Annotated in this window: 15 protein-coding genes; 12 read left to right on the forward strand and 3 right to left on the reverse strand. The window is 75.2% G+C overall.

All coding sequences use genetic code 11. The annotated features are described in order from the left end of the window. The gene (coaA, locus tag B086_RS0102490) at positions 1 to 969 is read right to left on the reverse strand and encodes a type I pantothenate kinase (RefSeq protein ID WP_018564830.1); all 969 of its coding nucleotides are present in this window, start codon (positions 967 to 969) and stop codon (positions 1 to 3) included. Between the two features lie 170 nt (positions 970 to 1,139). On the opposite strand from coaA, the gene glmS reads away from it, so the two are divergent. The 3 genes from glmS (at position 1,140) to B086_RS0102505 (ending at position 3,720) form a co-directional block, all read left to right on the forward strand. Continuing rightward, on the forward strand, positions 1,140 to 2,987 hold the full coding sequence (gene glmS / locus B086_RS0102495; RefSeq protein ID WP_026252024.1) for a glutamine--fructose-6-phosphate transaminase (isomerizing): 1,848 nt from the start codon (positions 1,140 to 1,142) through the stop codon (positions 2,985 to 2,987). Positions 2,988 to 3,100: 113 nt separating this feature from the next. Continuing rightward, on the forward strand, positions 3,101 to 3,313 hold the full coding sequence (locus B086_RS0102500) for a DUF4287 domain-containing protein (RefSeq protein ID WP_018564832.1): 213 nt from the start codon (positions 3,101 to 3,103) through the stop codon (positions 3,311 to 3,313). A 35-nt stretch (positions 3,314 to 3,348) separates the two neighbouring features. Continuing rightward, positions 3,349 to 3,720 (forward strand): holo-ACP synthase, encoded by a 372-nt coding sequence (locus tag B086_RS0102505; RefSeq protein ID WP_018564833.1) that lies wholly within the window; start codon positions 3,349 to 3,351, stop codon positions 3,718 to 3,720. Between the two features lie 19 nt (positions 3,721 to 3,739). Here B086_RS0102505 and B086_RS38975 read toward each other — a convergent pair whose 3' ends face one another. Next, positions 3,740 to 5,527, reverse strand: coding sequence for a PP2C family protein-serine/threonine phosphatase (locus B086_RS38975; RefSeq protein WP_018564834.1), 1,788 nt, complete (start codon positions 5,525 to 5,527; stop codon positions 3,740 to 3,742). 102 nt (positions 5,528 to 5,629) lie between these two features. Between B086_RS38975 and B086_RS0102515 the strand changes: the two genes are divergently transcribed. The 5 genes from B086_RS0102515 (at position 5,630) to B086_RS0102535 (ending at position 10,556) form a co-directional block, all read left to right on the forward strand. Further along, positions 5,630 to 7,084, forward strand: a complete 1,455-nt coding sequence (locus tag B086_RS0102515) for a bifunctional ADP-dependent NAD(P)H-hydrate dehydratase/NAD(P)H-hydrate epimerase (RefSeq protein WP_037872730.1) — start codon at positions 5,630 to 5,632, stop codon at positions 7,082 to 7,084. Between the two features lie 78 nt (positions 7,085 to 7,162). Beyond that, positions 7,163 to 8,359: an alanine racemase gene (gene alr, locus B086_RS0102520; RefSeq protein ID WP_026252025.1), complete on the forward strand. Its 1,197-nt coding sequence runs from the start codon at positions 7,163 to 7,165 to the stop codon at positions 8,357 to 8,359. 112 nt (positions 8,360 to 8,471) lie between these two features. Next, positions 8,472 to 9,713 carry an alpha/beta fold hydrolase gene (locus B086_RS0102525; RefSeq protein WP_026252026.1) on the forward strand — a complete coding sequence of 414 codons (1,242 nt, stop codon included), beginning with the start codon at positions 8,472 to 8,474 and terminating at the stop codon, positions 9,711 to 9,713. Next, entirely contained in the window at positions 9,685 to 10,218 is a 534-nt protein-coding gene (gene tsaE / locus B086_RS0102530) for a tRNA (adenosine(37)-N6)-threonylcarbamoyltransferase complex ATPase subunit type 1 TsaE (protein ID WP_026252027.1), read from the forward strand. The genes B086_RS0102525 and tsaE overlap by 29 nt, the downstream gene beginning before the upstream one ends. Before the next feature lie 155 nt (positions 10,219 to 10,373). Beyond that, entirely contained in the window at positions 10,374 to 10,556 is a 183-nt protein-coding gene (locus B086_RS0102535) for a hypothetical protein (RefSeq protein ID WP_018564840.1), read from the forward strand. Positions 10,557 to 10,558: 2 nt separating this feature from the next. Here the strand turns inward: B086_RS0102535 and B086_RS0102540 are convergent, their stop codons facing one another. Then, positions 10,559 to 11,122, reverse strand: a complete 564-nt coding sequence (locus B086_RS0102540; protein WP_026252028.1) for a hypothetical protein — start codon at positions 11,120 to 11,122, stop codon at positions 10,559 to 10,561. A 574-nt stretch (positions 11,123 to 11,696) separates the two neighbouring features. On the opposite strand from B086_RS0102540, the gene tsaB reads away from it, so the two are divergent. From tsaB to B086_RS0102560, 4 genes are read left to right on the forward strand one after another with little or no spacing between them, the layout of a single operon-like run. Further along, positions 11,697 to 12,350, forward strand: a complete 654-nt coding sequence (tsaB, locus tag B086_RS0102545; RefSeq protein WP_018564842.1) for a tRNA (adenosine(37)-N6)-threonylcarbamoyltransferase complex dimerization subunit type 1 TsaB — start codon at positions 11,697 to 11,699, stop codon at positions 12,348 to 12,350. 44 nt (positions 12,351 to 12,394) lie between these two features. Then, a complete protein-coding gene (rimI, locus tag B086_RS0102550; RefSeq protein ID WP_086024155.1) occupies positions 12,395 to 12,868 on the forward strand; it encodes a ribosomal protein S18-alanine N-acetyltransferase in 474 nt (157 codons plus the stop codon). Then, a complete protein-coding gene (gene tsaD / locus B086_RS0102555) occupies positions 12,861 to 14,003 on the forward strand; it encodes a tRNA (adenosine(37)-N6)-threonylcarbamoyltransferase complex transferase subunit TsaD (protein WP_018564844.1) in 1,143 nt (380 codons plus the stop codon). The genes rimI and tsaD overlap by 8 nt, the downstream gene beginning before the upstream one ends. After that, positions 14,000 to 14,266 carry a hypothetical protein gene (locus B086_RS0102560; protein ID WP_018564845.1) on the forward strand — a complete coding sequence of 89 codons (267 nt, stop codon included), beginning with the start codon at positions 14,000 to 14,002 and terminating at the stop codon, positions 14,264 to 14,266. Before tsaD ends, B086_RS0102560 begins: the two co-directional genes overlap by 4 nt. The last annotated feature ends 30 nt before the right edge of the window (positions 14,267 to 14,296 follow it).

Raw genomic sequence — 14,296 nt, forward strand, 5'->3', positions numbered from 1 at the left:
TCACAGCTTGCGCAGCCGCAGCCGCTGCACCTTGTGGTCGGGGCCCTTGCGCACGACGAGGGTGGCCCGGCCGCGGGTGGGGGCGATGTTCTCCACCAGGTTCGGCCGGTTGATGGTCCGCCACATGGTGCGGGCGTAGTCGAGGGCCTCGTCCTCGGACACCTGGGTGTACTTGCGGAAGTACGAGGAGGGGTCCTGGAAGGCGGTGTCGCGCAGCTTGCGGAACCGGTTCAGGTACCAGCGCTCGATGTCCTCGGTGCGCGCGTCGACGTAGACGCTGAAGTCGAAGTAGTCGGCGAGCCCGACCCGGGTGCGGCCGTCCTGCCCCGGCAGCGCGGGCTGGAGGACGTTCAGGCCCTCCACGATCAGGATGTCCGGGCGGCGGACGGTCAGCTTCTCGCCGGGCACGATGTCGTAGATCAGGTGCGAGTAGACGGGCGCGGTCACCTCCGCCTTGCCCGCCTTCACATCGGCGACGAACCGGGTGAGCGCCCGGCGGTCGTACGACTCCGGGAACCCCTTGTGGGACATCAGGCCGCGCGCCTGGAGCTCCCGGGTCGGCAGCAGGAACCCGTCCGTGGTCACCCGCTCCACCCGCGGGTGCTCGGGCCAGCGCGACAGCAGCGCCTGGAGCAGCCGGGCCACCGTCGACTTGCCGACCGCGACCGATCCCGCCACCCCTATGACGAACGGCGTCCCGGACTGCGAGCCCTGCTCGCCGAGGAACGTGTTCAGCGCGCCGCGCAGGGCGTCGGTCGCGCCGACGTAGAGGTTGAGCAGCCGGGACAGCGGCAGGTACACGTCCCGCACCTCGTCCAGGTCGATGACGTCCCCGAGCCCGCGCACCCGCTCCACCTCCTCGGCGGTGAGCGGCAGCGGCGTCTTGTCACGCAGCGCGCTCCACTCGTCACGCGTGAGGTCGACATAGGGAGTCGCCTCCGGCCTTGACCGGTGGGCGCTCCGCGGCATCGAGGGCACCGGAGAGATCACAGTCCATTGTTAACGGAGTTCGAACGCGGCGGGGGGTGGGGTCGGTCACGTGGCGGCGGCCGCACGAGGTTCGTACCCCCGTGGGAATTTCCGAATTCGGGCAGGCGGCGGCCGGTTTCGCGGGGTGACGGGTCGTAAGGTGCGGAAGCATGTGCGGAATCGTGGGATATGTGGGGGCGCAGTCGGCGCTCGACGTGGTGATGGCGGGGCTGCGGCGGCTGGAGTACCGGGGGTACGACTCGGCGGGGGTGGCGGTGCTCGCGGACGGCGGGCTCGCGGCGGCCAAACGGGCCGGGAAGCTGGTCAATCTGGAGAAGGAGCTGGTGGAACGGCCGCTGCCGACCGGGTCCACCGGCATCGGGCACACCCGGTGGGCGACCCACGGCGGGCCCACCGACGCCAACGCGCACCCGCACCTCGACAACGCCGGGCGCGTCGCCGTCGTGCACAACGGGATCATCGAGAACTTCGCGCCGCTGCGCGCCGAACTCGCCGGGCGCGGGCACGACCTGGCCTCCGAGACGGACACCGAGGTCGTCGCGCATCTGCTCGCCGAGGCGTTCTCCTCGTGCGCGGATCTCGCCGAGGCCATGCGGCAGGTGTGCCGACGGCTCGAAGGGGCGTTCACGCTGGTGGCCGTGCACGCCGACGCGCCCGGTGTGGTCGTCGGGGCCCGCCGCAACTCGCCGCTGGTCGTGGGGGTGGGGGAGGGCGAGGCGTTCCTCGCCTCCGATGTCGCCGCGTTCATCGCGCACACCCGCTCCGCGATCGAACTCGGCCAGGACCAGGTCGTCGAACTGCGCCGGGACGGCGTCACCGTCACCGGGTTCGACGGACGGCCCGCCGAGGTCCGCTCCTACAACGTCGACTGGGACGCGGCCGCCGCCGAGAAGGGCGGCTACGACTACTTCATGCTCAAGGAGATCGCCGAGCAGCCCAAGGCGGTCGCCGACACCCTGCTCGGCCGGATCGACGCGGCCGGCTCGCTGACCCTGGACGAGGTGCGCATCGACGCCGCCGAGCTGCGCGAGACGGACAAGGTCGTCATCGTCGCCTGCGGTACGGCCTTCCACGCGGGCCTGATCGCCAAGTACGCCATCGAGCACTGGACCCGCATCCCCTGCGAGGTCGAGCTGGCCAGCGAGTTCCGCTACCGGGACCCCATCCTCGACGCCCGGACCCTGGTCGTGGCCATCTCCCAGTCCGGGGAGACCATGGACACCCTGATGGCGCTGCGGCACGCCCGCGAGCAGGGCGCCCGGGTGCTCGCCATCTGCAACACCAACGGCTCCACCATCCCGCGCGAGTCGGACGCGGTGCTCTACACCCACGCCGGGCCCGAGGTCGCCGTCGCCTCCACCAAGGCGTTCCTCACCCAGCTGGTCGCCTGCTATCTGGTCGCCCTCTATCTCGGCCAGGTGCGCGGCACCCAGTGGGGCGACGAGATCCGCGCCGTCATCCGCGACCTCTCGCGCATCGGCGGCGCCGTCGAACGCGTCCTGGAGACCATGGAGCCGGTGCGGGAACTCGCCCGCTCGCTGGCGGACAAGAACACTGTGCTCTTCCTCGGGCGGCACGTCGGCTACCCGGTCGCCCTGGAGGGCGCGCTCAAGCTCAAGGAACTCGCGTACATGCACGCCGAGGGCTTCGCGGCCGGTGAGCTGAAGCACGGGCCGATCGCCCTCATCGACCAGGACCTGCCGGTCGTGGTGGTCGTCCCCTCGCCGCGCGGCCGGTCCCTGCTGCACGGCAAGATCGTCTCCAACATCCAGGAGATCCGCGCCCGGGGCGCCCGGACCATCGTGATCGCCGAGGAGGACGACGAGGCGGTCGTCCCCTACGCCGACCACCTCATCCGCATCCCGGCCACACCCACCCTGCTCCAGCCGCTGGTCGCCACGGTGCCCCTCCAGGTCTTCGCCTGCGAACTGGCCACCGCCCGGGGCAACGAGGTGGACCAGCCCCGCAATCTGGCGAAGTCCGTGACCGTGGAGTAGCGGGAACCGGGCGGGCGCGCCGCCGGGAAGGCGGGGCGCGGCGATGAGTTCCGGCGCCGTTGTCAGTCCCATGGGGGACAGTCGTACCGACCGACCGACGAGAGGACGCCGCCATGACCGCACCCGTCAAGGGCCCCGCCAGCTACTTCCCCGCCATCGAGAAGAAGTACGGCCGGCCGGTCGCCGAGTGGAAGGAGCTGATCCGCTCCTCGGCGCCGGCCAAGCACATGGAACTGGTCGCCTGGCTCAAGACCGAGCACGGCCTCGGCCACGGCCACGCCAACGCCCTGGTGGCGCACACCCTGGCCGAGGACAGCGGCAAGTAGGGGCCCGGCGGCCCGGTGCCCCGTAGGGTCCCACCATGAGCATCATCGGGGTCGGTATCGACGTGGCCGAGATCGACCGGTTCGCGGCGTCGCTGGAGCGGACGCCCGGACTGGTCGCCCGCCTCTTCGTGGAACGGGAGCTGCTGCTGCCCAGCGGCGAGCGCCGGGGCATGGCCTCGCTCGCCGCCCGGTTCGCCGCCAAGGAGGCCGTGGCCAAGGCGCTCGGCGCCCCGGCCGGGCTGCTGTGGACGGACGCGGAGGTGTACGTCGAGGACAGCGGACGGCCCCGGCTGCGGGTGAAGGGCTCGGTGGCGGCGCGCGCCGCGGAACTCGGCGTACGGTCCTGGCACCTCTCGCTCAGCCATGACGCGGGCGTGGCCTCCGCGGTCGTCGTCGCGGAGGGGTAGCCGCCGCCGCGACGGCGCGTCAGTCTCCCTTCCCCTCCCGCGCGTCCGGGTCCACCACGCGGAACGCCAGCACCGTCGCGTCGTCCTCCGCGTGCGGGCCGGTGAGGCCGTCGACCAGGTCCCGTACGAAGGTGCCGAGCGCGTCGCGCCCCGGCGGGACGCCGCCCGCCGCGCCCCGCGCGACGGCCCGCAGCAGCCGCGCGGAGTCCTGGTCGAGGTCGGAGCCGCGGCGCTCGATCAGACCGTCCGAGTAGAGCAGCACCACGTCCCCGGGGCGCAGCGGCGTCTCCGCCGCCGTGTACGTCTCCTCCGGCAGCACGCCCAGCGGCATGCCGGGGCCGCCCGGCGGCGGATCGAGCAGCCGGGGCTCGCCGTCGCGGACCAGGACCGGCGCCGGGTGGCCCGCGCAGGTCCAGCGCAGCAGCCGGCGGTCGGGGTGGTAGCGGGCGATGACCGCCGTGGCGGTGGACTCCTCGCCGTCGTCGCAGGCGACCGCGTTGAGCCAGCCGGTGAGCCGTTCCACCAGCTCGCCGGTGTAGGCGAGACCGGCCAGCGCGTACCGCAGCTTCGCCATCAGCGTGACGGCGGCCAGGCCGTGGCCGCGGGCGTCGCCGAGCGCGACGAGCAGCTTGCCCGAGGGCAGTACGCGGGTCTTGTACCAGTCGCCGCCGACCCGGGCGGCGCGCGCCTCGGGCCGGTAGACGGCCACCGCCTCCACACCGTGCCGGGCCAGCTCCGCCGGGAAGCCGGGCAGGACGGCGTCGCGGAGCCGTTCGGCCACCTCGGCGACGGTGTCCGCGCGTTCCCGCTGGGCCTGGGCCTCCCGGGTCGCCCGCTCGGCCAGCGCGTGGCTGCGCCGGTCGGAGGTGGCGTCGTGCAGCACCGCGCGCACCGCCCACACCGGGCCCGAGGCGAGCCGCACCGGCTCGGCGACGAGATGGACGATCCGGTCGTCGGGGCCGGTGAGATGCAGGTCGCACTCCGCCACCGGCGCGCTCAGCAGGATGTCGTGGACCGCCCGGTACAGCGCGTCCAGGCTCTGCGGTGTCACCCGCCGCCCCAGCTCCAGCAGACCGGGCGGCGGCTCGCCGTCGGCCGCCCCGAGGACGTGCCCGAACCCGGAGGACACCTCGACGGCGCCGTCGCCCAGGCTCCACTCGGCCCAGCAGACCCCCACCAGGCGCTGCGCCTCCTGCGCCATCAGGGACTCGTGGCCGCGTTCCCAGCTGAGCAGCAGCAGATCGTCCGAGGGGGTCACCCGCACCTCGCTGCTCACCCGGACGGTGAGCCCGTCGGGGCCGGGCAGCGGCCACTCGGCGGCCTCCGGGCCCTGCGGCTCACCGGTGCGGTGCGCCGCGTCGAGCAGCCGGGGCACGGCGGTACCGGCCAGCGTGGGGAAGCGCTCGAACAGCGGTACCGGGCCGGACCACGCCGCCAGCCCGCCCGGCGGCAGGACCCGGGCGCCGTACTCGCGGGCGGCCCGGTTCTGGGCCACGTACAGGAACCGGTCGCGCGGGTCCCGCGTGCCGGGCAGCGGGCGGATCACCGTGACCGGGACCGGCAGCGCGTCGAGCAGGCTCTGCACGGCCCGGCCCACGGGCGCGGCGGCCGGGTGGGGGAGCGTGGACCTGTCGGCGCCGCCCCGGTCCGGTCCGGCGCCCCCGCACGCGCTCACATGCCGGCCGATCCGGAAGCGCTGCTCGGTCAGGAGCAGCTCCAGGGCCTGGAGGCGCTGGAGGCGCGCCGCGTCGTCACCGGGCGCCGCCCATGGGGGCGAGGCGCCGGAACCCGCCGGGTCCTCGGCCATGCGCCCGCCTCCCTCCGGGGTCCGGTCCCCGCCGCGTCGCTCGTCACCGGGACCACCGGGTTCCCGTGCGGCACCGCACGTATGCGGGGCAGACTCGACGACATGCGTATCGCCCACAGCGTCGAGACGGTCAGGACAGCCGAGCGCGCCCTCATGGCGCGGCTTCCCGAGGGGGCGCTCATGCAGCGCGCCGCCGCCGGGCTCGCCGCCGCCTGCGCGGACCTGCTCGGGCGGGTGTACGGCCGCCGGGTGGTGCTGCTGGTGGGCAGCGGCGACAACGGCGGCGACGCGCTGTACGCGGGCGCCCGGCTGGCCCGCCGCGGCGCCGGGGTCACCGCGGTCGAACTCGCCCCCGGCCGCACCCACCCGGGCGGACTCGCGGCCCTGCGGCGCGCGGGCGGCACGGTCACGACCGCGGACGCGGGACCGGCCGCGGTCGACGGGGCCGACCTGGTCGTCGACGGGATCGTGGGCATCGGCGGCAGGGGCGGGCTGCGCCCCGAGGCCGTACCGCTCGCCGAGCACGCGGCCCGCGCCCGTGCCGCCGTGGTCGCCGTCGACCTGCCCAGCGGGGTCGAGGCGGACAGCGGCGAGGTGCGCGGGGCGGCCGTCCGCGCCGACCTGACCGTCACCTTCGGTACGCACAAGCCGGGGCTGCTGGTCGACCCGGCCCGCGAGTACGCCGGTACGGTCCGGCTCGTCGACATCGGCCTGGGCGCCGAACTGCCCGCCGCGCCCGAGCTGGAGGCGCTCCAGCACGCCGACGTGGCCGCGCTGCTGCCGCGCCCCGCCGCCGAGAGCGACAAGTACCGGCGGGGCGTGGTCGGGGTCGCCGCGGGCTCGGCCCGCTATCCGGGCGCGGCGGTGCTCGCGGTGTCGGGCGCGCTGCGCGGCGGGGCGGGCGCCGTACGGTACGTCGGTCCCGCCGGGCAGGCGGTGATCGCCCGGTTCCCGGAGACCCTGGTGTCCGACCGGGGGCCGCGCGAGGCGGGCCGGGTGCAGGCATGGGTGGTGGGCCCGGGGGCCGGGGACGACGCGGCGACGGTGGCCGAGGTGCTGGCGTCCCAGGTGCCCGTGCTGCTGGACGCGGACGGGCTGCGGCTGGCCGGCCGCGCCGCCGTACGGGACCGCGGGGCGCCCACCCTGATGACCCCGCACGCGGGCGAGGCCGCCGCCCTGCTGGGGGTGGCGCGCGAGGAGGTCGAGGCGGCCCGGCTGTCCGCCGTGCGGGAGCTGGCCGCCGCCTACCGGGCGACCGTGCTGCTGAAGGGCTCGACCACGCTCGTCGCCGGTCCGGACGGCGGTCCGGTCCGGGTCAACCCGACCGGCACCCCGTACCTCGCCACGGCGGGGAGCGGCGATGTGCTGTCCGGTCTCGCGGGCTCCCTGCTGGCGGCCGGGCTCTCCCCCCTGGACGCGGGCAGCGCGGGCGCCTATCTGCACGGCCTCGCCGGGCGCTTCGCCTCGGCCGGCGCCCCCGCCGGTGCCCACGACGTGGCGGCCGCGATCCCGGACGCGTGGCGGGACGTACGGGACGTACCGGACGCACGGGGCTGAGGTGGCCGCCCGCGGCCCGGACCCGGGGCCGCGGGACCTCCCGCCGCCCCGGACGCCCTCTGAGAGACTGGGGGCGCGATGAACGAGACAGCACACCCGCGGACGGCCCCGTTGCGCGCCCGCGCCGAGATCGATCTGGCCGCTCTGCGGGCCAACGTGCGGGCCCTGCGCGAGCGGGCGCCCGGTGCCGCCCTGATGGCCGTGGTCAAGTCCGACGCGTACGGCCACGGCGCCGTGCCGTGCGCCCGCGCGGCCGTCGCCGCCGGTGCCACCTGGCTCGGCACCGCCACGCCCGAGGAGGCGCTGGCGCTGCGCGCGGCCGGGCTCTCGCCCGAGCAGGTCCGGGTGATGTGCTGGCTGTGGACGCCGGGCGGCCCGTGGCGGGAGGCGATCGAGGCCGACGTGGACGTGTCGGTGAGCGGGCTGTGGGCCATGGCGGAGGTGCGGGAGGCCGCGCGCGCCGCCGGACGCCCCGCCCGGGTGCAGCTGAAGGCCGACACCGGGCTCGGCCGCAACGGCTGCCAGCCCGCCGACTGGCCCGCGCTCGTCGCCGAGGCCCTGCGCGCCGAGGCCGAGGGCCTGGTCCGGATCACCGGACTGTGGTCCCACTTCGCCTGCGCCGACGAGCCGGGGCACCCCTCGATCACCGCGCAGCTCGACCGGTTCCACGAGATGACCGCGTACGCCGAGGCGCGCGGCGTGCGCCCCAAGGTGCGGCACATCGCCAACTCGCCCGCCACGCTCACCCTGCCCGAGACCCACTTCGACCTGGTCCGCACGGGCGTCGCCGTCTACGGCCTCTCGCCCAGCCCCGAACTGGGCACCCCGGCCGACTTCGGACTGCGCCCGGTGATGACCCTGTCCGCCTCCCTCGCCCTGGTGAAGCACGTGCCCGGCGGCCACGGCGTCAGCTACGGGCACCACTACGTCACCCCGGGCGAGACCACCCTCGGCCTGGTCCCCGTCGGCTACGCGGACGGCGTCCCGCGCCACGCCTCCGGCACCGGGCCGGTGCTGATCGGCGGCAAGTGGCGCACGGTCGCGGGCCGGATCGCCATGGACCAGTTCGCCGTCGACCTGGGCGGCGACGAACCGGAGACCGGGTCCGAGGCCGTGCTGTTCGGGCCGGGCGACCGGGGCGAGCCCACCGCCGAGGACTGGGCGCAGGCCGCCGGAACCATCGCGTACGAGATCGTCACACGCATCGGAACACGCGTCCCCCGCGTCCATCTCCACGAGACCTGTCCCCGCGGGGCGGCGGGCGAGCGGGAGTAACGGCCGAAGGGGCGCAGTCCGGCCGGGGCGCCCGAGGACACCCCGGCGGGACGCCCCGGACGAGCAGGACACGGCACGGCACACGCCGGACCGTCACACGGAGGAGCGGTACGTGAGCGAGAGCAGTGCGGCTGCCGGCGCCTCGGGGGCGTTCGGCGGCTGGCGCAGGGCGACCGGTATCGCGGGCGCCGCGATAGGCGTGGTGGCGGCGGGCGCCGCCGCCACCGTCGCCGTCGAACGGATGACCGTGGGCCGGAACATGCGCAGGAAGGCCCGGCTCGCCCTGGACTCGGCGGGGCCGTACGGATCGCTGCGCGGCACCCCGGGACGGGCGTACGCCGACGACGGCACCGAGCTGTACTACGAGACCGACGAGGCCGACGACCTCGACCCGGCCGCCGAGGCGCTCTCCCCGCGCCGCCGCCGGCTCTTCGGGCTGAAGGACCCCGCGCCCGTGACCGTCGTCTTCAGCCACGGCTACTGCCTCGGGCAGGACTGCTGGCACTTCCAGCGGGCCGCGCTGCGCGGGGTGGTCAGGTCCGTGTACTGGGACCAGCGCAGCCACGGCCGGTCCGGGCGGGGCGTGGCCCAGAGCCGGGACGACGTGCCGCTCACCATCGACCAGCTGGGCCGCGATCTGAAGGCCGTCCTCGACGCCGCCGCGCCGAAGGGCCCGGTCGTGCTGGTCGGGCACTCCATGGGCGGGATGACCGTGATGGCCCTGGCCGCCCAGTACCCGGAGCTGATCAGGGACCGGGTCGTCGCCACCGCCTTCGTGGGCACCTCCTCGGGGCGGCTGGGCGAGGTCGACTTCGGGCTGCCGCCGGCCGGGGTCAACGCGGTGCGGCGGGTGCTGCCCGGGGTGCTCAAGGCGCTCGGACAGCGCGCGGAGCTGGTGGAGCGGGGGCGGCGGGCCACCGCCGACCTGTTCGCCGGGGTCATCAAGCGGTACTCCTTCGCCGGGCGGGACATCGACCCGGCCGTCGCCCGGTTCGCCGAGCGGATGATCGAGAGCACCCCCATCGACGTGGTCGCCGAGTTCTACCCGGCCTTCACCGACCACGACAAGACCGAGGCGCTGGCCCTCTTCGCCCGGCAGCCGGTGCTCGTGCTGGCCGGGGTGCAGGACCTGGTCACGCCCAGCGAGCACAGCGAGGCCATCGCGGATCTGCTGCCCGACGCCGAGCTGGTGCTGGTGCCGGACGCCGGGCACCTGGTGATGCTGGAGCACCCGGAGGTCGTCACCGACCGGCTCGCCGACCTGCTGACCCGGGCGGGCGCGGTCCCGGCAGGCGCTACCGTGGGTGACCATGGAAAGGCCAGCAATGCCAGCAGCACCGCACAGCGCGGCTGACCCCGTGTCCGTCGAGCTCACCCTCACCGCCGCCGAGCAGACGCGGGAGCTGGGCCGCCGGCTCGCCGGTCTGCTGCGCGCGGGCGACCTCGTGATGCTCAGCGGGGAGCTGGGCGCGGGCAAGACCACGCTGACCCGCGGACTCGGCGAGGGCCTGGGCGTGCGCGGCGCCGTCACCTCCCCGACCTTCGTGATCGCCCGGGTGCACCCGTCGCTCGGCGACGGGCCGCCGCTCGTCCACGTCGACGCGTACCGCCTGGGCGGCGGGCTCGACGAGATGGAGGACCTCGATCTGGACGTCTCGCTGCCGGACTCGGTGATCGTCGTCGAGTGGGGCGAGGGCAAGGTCGAGGAGCTGACCGAGGACCGCCTCCAGATCGCCATCCACCGCTCGACCGGGACGGCTTCCGGGGCCGGGGAGGCGGACGACGAGACGCGTCGGCTGACGGTGACCGGGATCGGCCCGCGCTGGTCGGCCGCGGATCTGAGCGTTCTCACCGCGTAGCGGCCGCCGGGGGCCGGGGGAGCCCTTCGTTCCGTCCTTCGTTCCGACAGGCTGTCGGCAAGCCTTGCGTCGGGGCTCCCGGGCGTGGTCACATGGTAGCCAGCTCGTGGTTAGGTCTACCTAACTACGCCCGCCCCCGGCCCTAGGAGGCGTCCATGCCGGCTGCCGAGAACCCGCCCCGCCCGTATCCGGCCCAGCCGGTCACCGGGGTGAGCATGCGCGACCTGCTGGCCTCCTGCGCCGCGGCCGAGGCCGTCTCGCGTCCGCCGCGTGCCCCGGAGCCCGCCGGGGGGCGCTCGGTCCCCCGCCCGGTGGAGGAGCAGCGGCGCGCGGCGTAGCCCTATCGGATGACGACGATCTTCTGGCCGATCGTCGCGAACATCCACATCGTCCCGCCGTCCGGCCGCGACTCGCGGATGCCGCCCGTCTGCACGGAACCGGACGTGTCCACCTCGGGCGGCGTGCTGTCCACGGCCGCGCTGAAGCCGATCACGACCCCGTTGACACTCGCGAACCGCACGACGTGCTCGACGGGGACGCCGTCCGTCCCGGTGACCGCCTTGGAGCGCGAGGTGACCGCGTAGGTGCCCGGTGCCGGGTCCACGGTGCCCGGGACGACCTTGAAGCTGTTCTCCACCCGGCCGCCCGCGCCGACCAGCCAGACCCGGTCGTCGTCCACCGAGTACACGACCCGCTCGCCCGTGCCGGACCCGGCCGGCAGAGCCGCCGGGTGGCGCCGGTCGCGGGGCGCCTTGCTGGCGCTCGCCGCGGCCGTCGCCGAGGCGCCCGGCCGGCCGGACAGGTCCGGCGGCACGTTCGCCTGTGCCCGGTAGGCGAGGAACCCGACCGTGACGACGGCGGCGGCGGTGAGCCCGGCCACGAATCCCGAGCTGCTCCTTGCCACGGTCGCCCACCTTTGTGTCGGTTGCTGCACCACTCGCCGTCTTGCGACGGTAGCAGCCGCAATGTCCCCCGCCGGGGCGCCCGGCCCGGCACCGGGGCCGTGTCGGCCCTGGGGTGGCGCGGGGGTGGTACGGGCGGCGGTGCGGTCGGTGGGGTGTGTGTCGGTTCGACCAGTGGGAGGTGGGGGCTGCGCCGGTTCTGGGTCGGCCCGCCCGTGGCTTGCTTCACTTCGTGCCCCGGTCTGCCGCCCCCTTGCCGGCTCGGTGTCTCCCCCGTCTCCCCACCGGTCCGCCGCCCGGTCCACGCCCGGGTCCGCCCCCCGTCCGGCCCGCGCCCGGGTCTGCTGCCAGGTCTCCTGCCTGGTCTGCTGCTCTGCTGTCGGGCCTTGTGCGCCGGTCCGGCGTCCGGCCCGCGACGGGACCGTGCCCGGTCTGCCACGGGAACCGGCCCGGTCCCGCCACAGGGCCCGGCACCGCCTCACCGCCCCGCCTCCAGGACCCCCGCACCCTGCCCCCTCCAGGCCCCCGTCCGCCCGCCGCGTCCCCCACCACCCCCCGGCGCCGTAGGCTGTTCGCGTGCTCTTGCTCGCTCTGGATACCGCCACCCCCGCCGTCACCGTCGCCCTGCACGACGGGACGGCCGTCATCGCCTCGTCCGGTCAGGTGGACGCGCGTCGGCACGGAGAGCTGCTGCTTCCGGCCGTCGACCGGGTCCTGACCCAGGCCGGTGTCACGCTGGACGCCGTCACGGGCGTCGTGGTGGGCATCGGCCCCGGCCCCTACACCGGACTGCGCGTCGGCCTGATGACCGCCGACACCTTCGGGCTCGCGCTCGGCGTCCCCGTGCACGGCGTGTGCACGCTCGACGGGCTCGCCTACGCCGCCGACGTCCCCGGCCCCTTCGTGGTGGCCACCGACGCCCGCCGCAAGGAGGTCTACTGGGCGCGCTACGCCGACTCGCGCACCCGGCTGACCGACCCGGCCGTCGACCGGCCCGCCGACATCGCCGAGCAGGTCGCGGGGCTGCCCGCGGTCGGCGCGGGCGCGCTGCTCTACCCGGACACCTTCCCGAAGGTGCACGAGCCCGAGCACGTGTCGGCCGCCGCCCTCGCCTCGCTGGCCGCCGAGAAGCTGGCCGCCGGTGAGGAACTGCCCGCCCCCCGCCCGCTGTACCTGCGCAGGCCGGACGCGCAGGTGCCCAAGAACTACAAGGTGGTCACCCCGAAGTGACCGGAGCGACGACGAACCGGGCCGCCGGGCACCCGCTGCGCGAGATGCGCTGGTGGGACATCGACCCGGTGCTGGAGCTGGAGAAGGAACTCTTCCCCGAGGACGCCTGGTCACGGGGCATGTTCTGGTCCGAGCTGGCGCACTCGCGCGGCCCGGAGGCCACCCGGCGCTATCTGGTGGCCGAGGCGGAGGGCCGCATCGCCGGCTACGCGGGGCTGGTCGCCTCCGGCGGCCAGGGCGACGTGCAGACCATCGCGGTCGCCCGCGCCCTCTGGGGCAGCGGGCTCGGCGCCCGGCTGCTGACCGAGCTGCTGCGGGCCGCGACCGCCTTCGAGTGCACCGAGGTGATGCTGGAGTGCCGCGTGGACAACATCCGCGCGCAGAAGCTCTACGAGCGCTTCGGCTTCGCCCCCATCGGGGTCCGCAGGGGCTACTACCAGCCGGGGAACGTGGACGCCCTGGTGATGCGCCTGTCCGACCCCTCCGCCTCCGTACAAGGAACCGAGATCCATGGCTGACCTGCGCGACGAGCCTCTCGTCCTCGGTATCGAGACCTCCTGCGACGAGACCGGTGTCGGCGTCGTCCGCGGCACCACCCTGCTGGCGGACGCCGTCGCCTCCAGCGTCGACGAGCACGCCCGCTTCGGCGGTGTCGTGCCCGAGGTCGCCTCCCGCGCCCACCTGGAGGCGATGGTGCCCACCATCGACCGGGCGCTGAAGGAGGCCGGGGTGAGCGCCAGGGACCTGGACGGCATCGCGGTCACCGCGGGGCCGGGGCTGGCCGGTGCGCTGCTGGTGGGCGTGTCGGCGGCGAAGGCGTACGCCTACGCGCTCGGTAAGCCGCTGTACGGCGTCAACCACCTCGCCTCGCACATCTGCGTGGACCAGCTGGAGCACGGCCCGCTGCCCGAGCCGACCATGGCGCTGCTGGTCTCCGGCGGCCACTCCTCGCTGCTGCTGGCCACCGACATCACCTCCGACGTGCGGCCGCTGGGCGCGACGATCGACGACGCGGCGGGCGAGGCGTTCGACAAGGTCGCCCGCGTGCTGAACCTCGGCTTCCCGGGCGGCCCGGTCATCGACCGCTACGCGCGCGAGGGCGACCCCGCGGCCATCGCCTTCCCACGCGGTCTGACCGGTCCGCGCGACGCCGCCTACGACTTCTCCTTCTCCGGTCTGAAGACGGCGGTGGCCCGCTGGATCGAGGCTCGGCGGGCGGCCGGCGAGGAGGTGCCGGTGCGGGACGTGGCGGCGTCCTTCCAGGAGGCGGTCGTGGACGTCCTCACCCGCAAGGCCGTGCGCGCCTGCAAGGACGCGGGCGTGGACCATCTGATGATCGGCGGCGGGGTGGCCGCCAACTCCCGGCTGCGCGCCCTCGCCCAGGAGCGCTGCGAGGCGGCCGGGATCCGGCTGCGCGTGCCCCGCCCCAAGCTGTGCACGGACAACGGCGCGATGGTGGCGGCGCTCGGCGCCGAGATGGTCGCCCGCAACCGCGCGGCCTCCGACTGGGACCTGTCCGCGGACTCCTCGCTGCCGGTGACCGACCCGCATGTGCCGGGCACGTCCCAGCCGCACGGCCACGGCCACGGCCATGGGCACGGCCACAGCCACGACCATGTGCACGAGGTCAGCAAGGAGAACCTGTACTCGTGACCGTCGCGCTGATGTGGGAGGCCCGCGCGGCCGAGGGCCGGGGCGGCGAACTCCTCGACTGGGCGCAGCGGCAGACGCTCCCTCGGGAGCCACTGCGCCGCGAGACGTTCCGCGCCCCGCAGGACCGGGTGCTCGTCATCACCTGGTGGGACGCCGCCGGTCTCGGCGCCGATCTCCCGGAACTGCCCGAGCCCGCACCGGGGTTGGTGGCCAGGGCCGTCCACCGCTGGCGCTTCGAGCAGGTCGACGACGGTCCGCAGTAGGCGAGTTGGCGTACCGCCCCGCGTCTGCGC

It is taken from the genome of Streptomyces sp. PsTaAH-124 (genome assembly GCF_000373685.1).
Classification (GTDB): domain Bacteria; phylum Actinomycetota; class Actinomycetes; order Streptomycetales; family Streptomycetaceae; genus Streptomyces; species Streptomyces andamanensis.

Excerpts from the sequence above, each read along its gene's own strand:
- coaA (WP_018564830.1), bottom strand. The coding sequence starts at position 969 with ATGCCGCGGAGCGCCCACCGGTCAAGGCCGGAGGCGACTCCCTATGTC.
- glmS (WP_026252024.1), top strand. The coding sequence starts at position 1,140 with ATGTGCGGAATCGTGGGATATGTGGGGGCGCAGTCGGCGCTCGACGTG.
- B086_RS0102500 (WP_018564832.1), top strand. The coding sequence starts at position 3,101 with ATGACCGCACCCGTCAAGGGCCCCGCCAGCTACTTCCCCGCCATCGAG.
- B086_RS0102505 (WP_018564833.1), top strand. The coding sequence starts at position 3,349 with ATGAGCATCATCGGGGTCGGTATCGACGTGGCCGAGATCGACCGGTTC.
- B086_RS38975 (WP_018564834.1), bottom strand. The coding sequence starts at position 5,527 with ATGGCCGAGGACCCGGCGGGTTCCGGCGCCTCGCCCCCATGGGCGGCG.
- B086_RS0102515 (WP_037872730.1), top strand. The coding sequence starts at position 5,630 with ATGCGTATCGCCCACAGCGTCGAGACGGTCAGGACAGCCGAGCGCGCC.
- alr (WP_026252025.1), top strand. The coding sequence starts at position 7,163 with ATGAACGAGACAGCACACCCGCGGACGGCCCCGTTGCGCGCCCGCGCC.
- tsaE (WP_026252027.1), top strand. The coding sequence starts at position 9,685 with ATGCCAGCAGCACCGCACAGCGCGGCTGACCCCGTGTCCGTCGAGCTC.
- B086_RS0102535 (WP_018564840.1), top strand. The coding sequence starts at position 10,374 with ATGCCGGCTGCCGAGAACCCGCCCCGCCCGTATCCGGCCCAGCCGGTC.
- rimI (WP_086024155.1), top strand. The coding sequence starts at position 12,395 with ATGCGCTGGTGGGACATCGACCCGGTGCTGGAGCTGGAGAAGGAACTC.
- tsaD (WP_018564844.1), top strand. The coding sequence starts at position 12,861 with ATGGCTGACCTGCGCGACGAGCCTCTCGTCCTCGGTATCGAGACCTCC.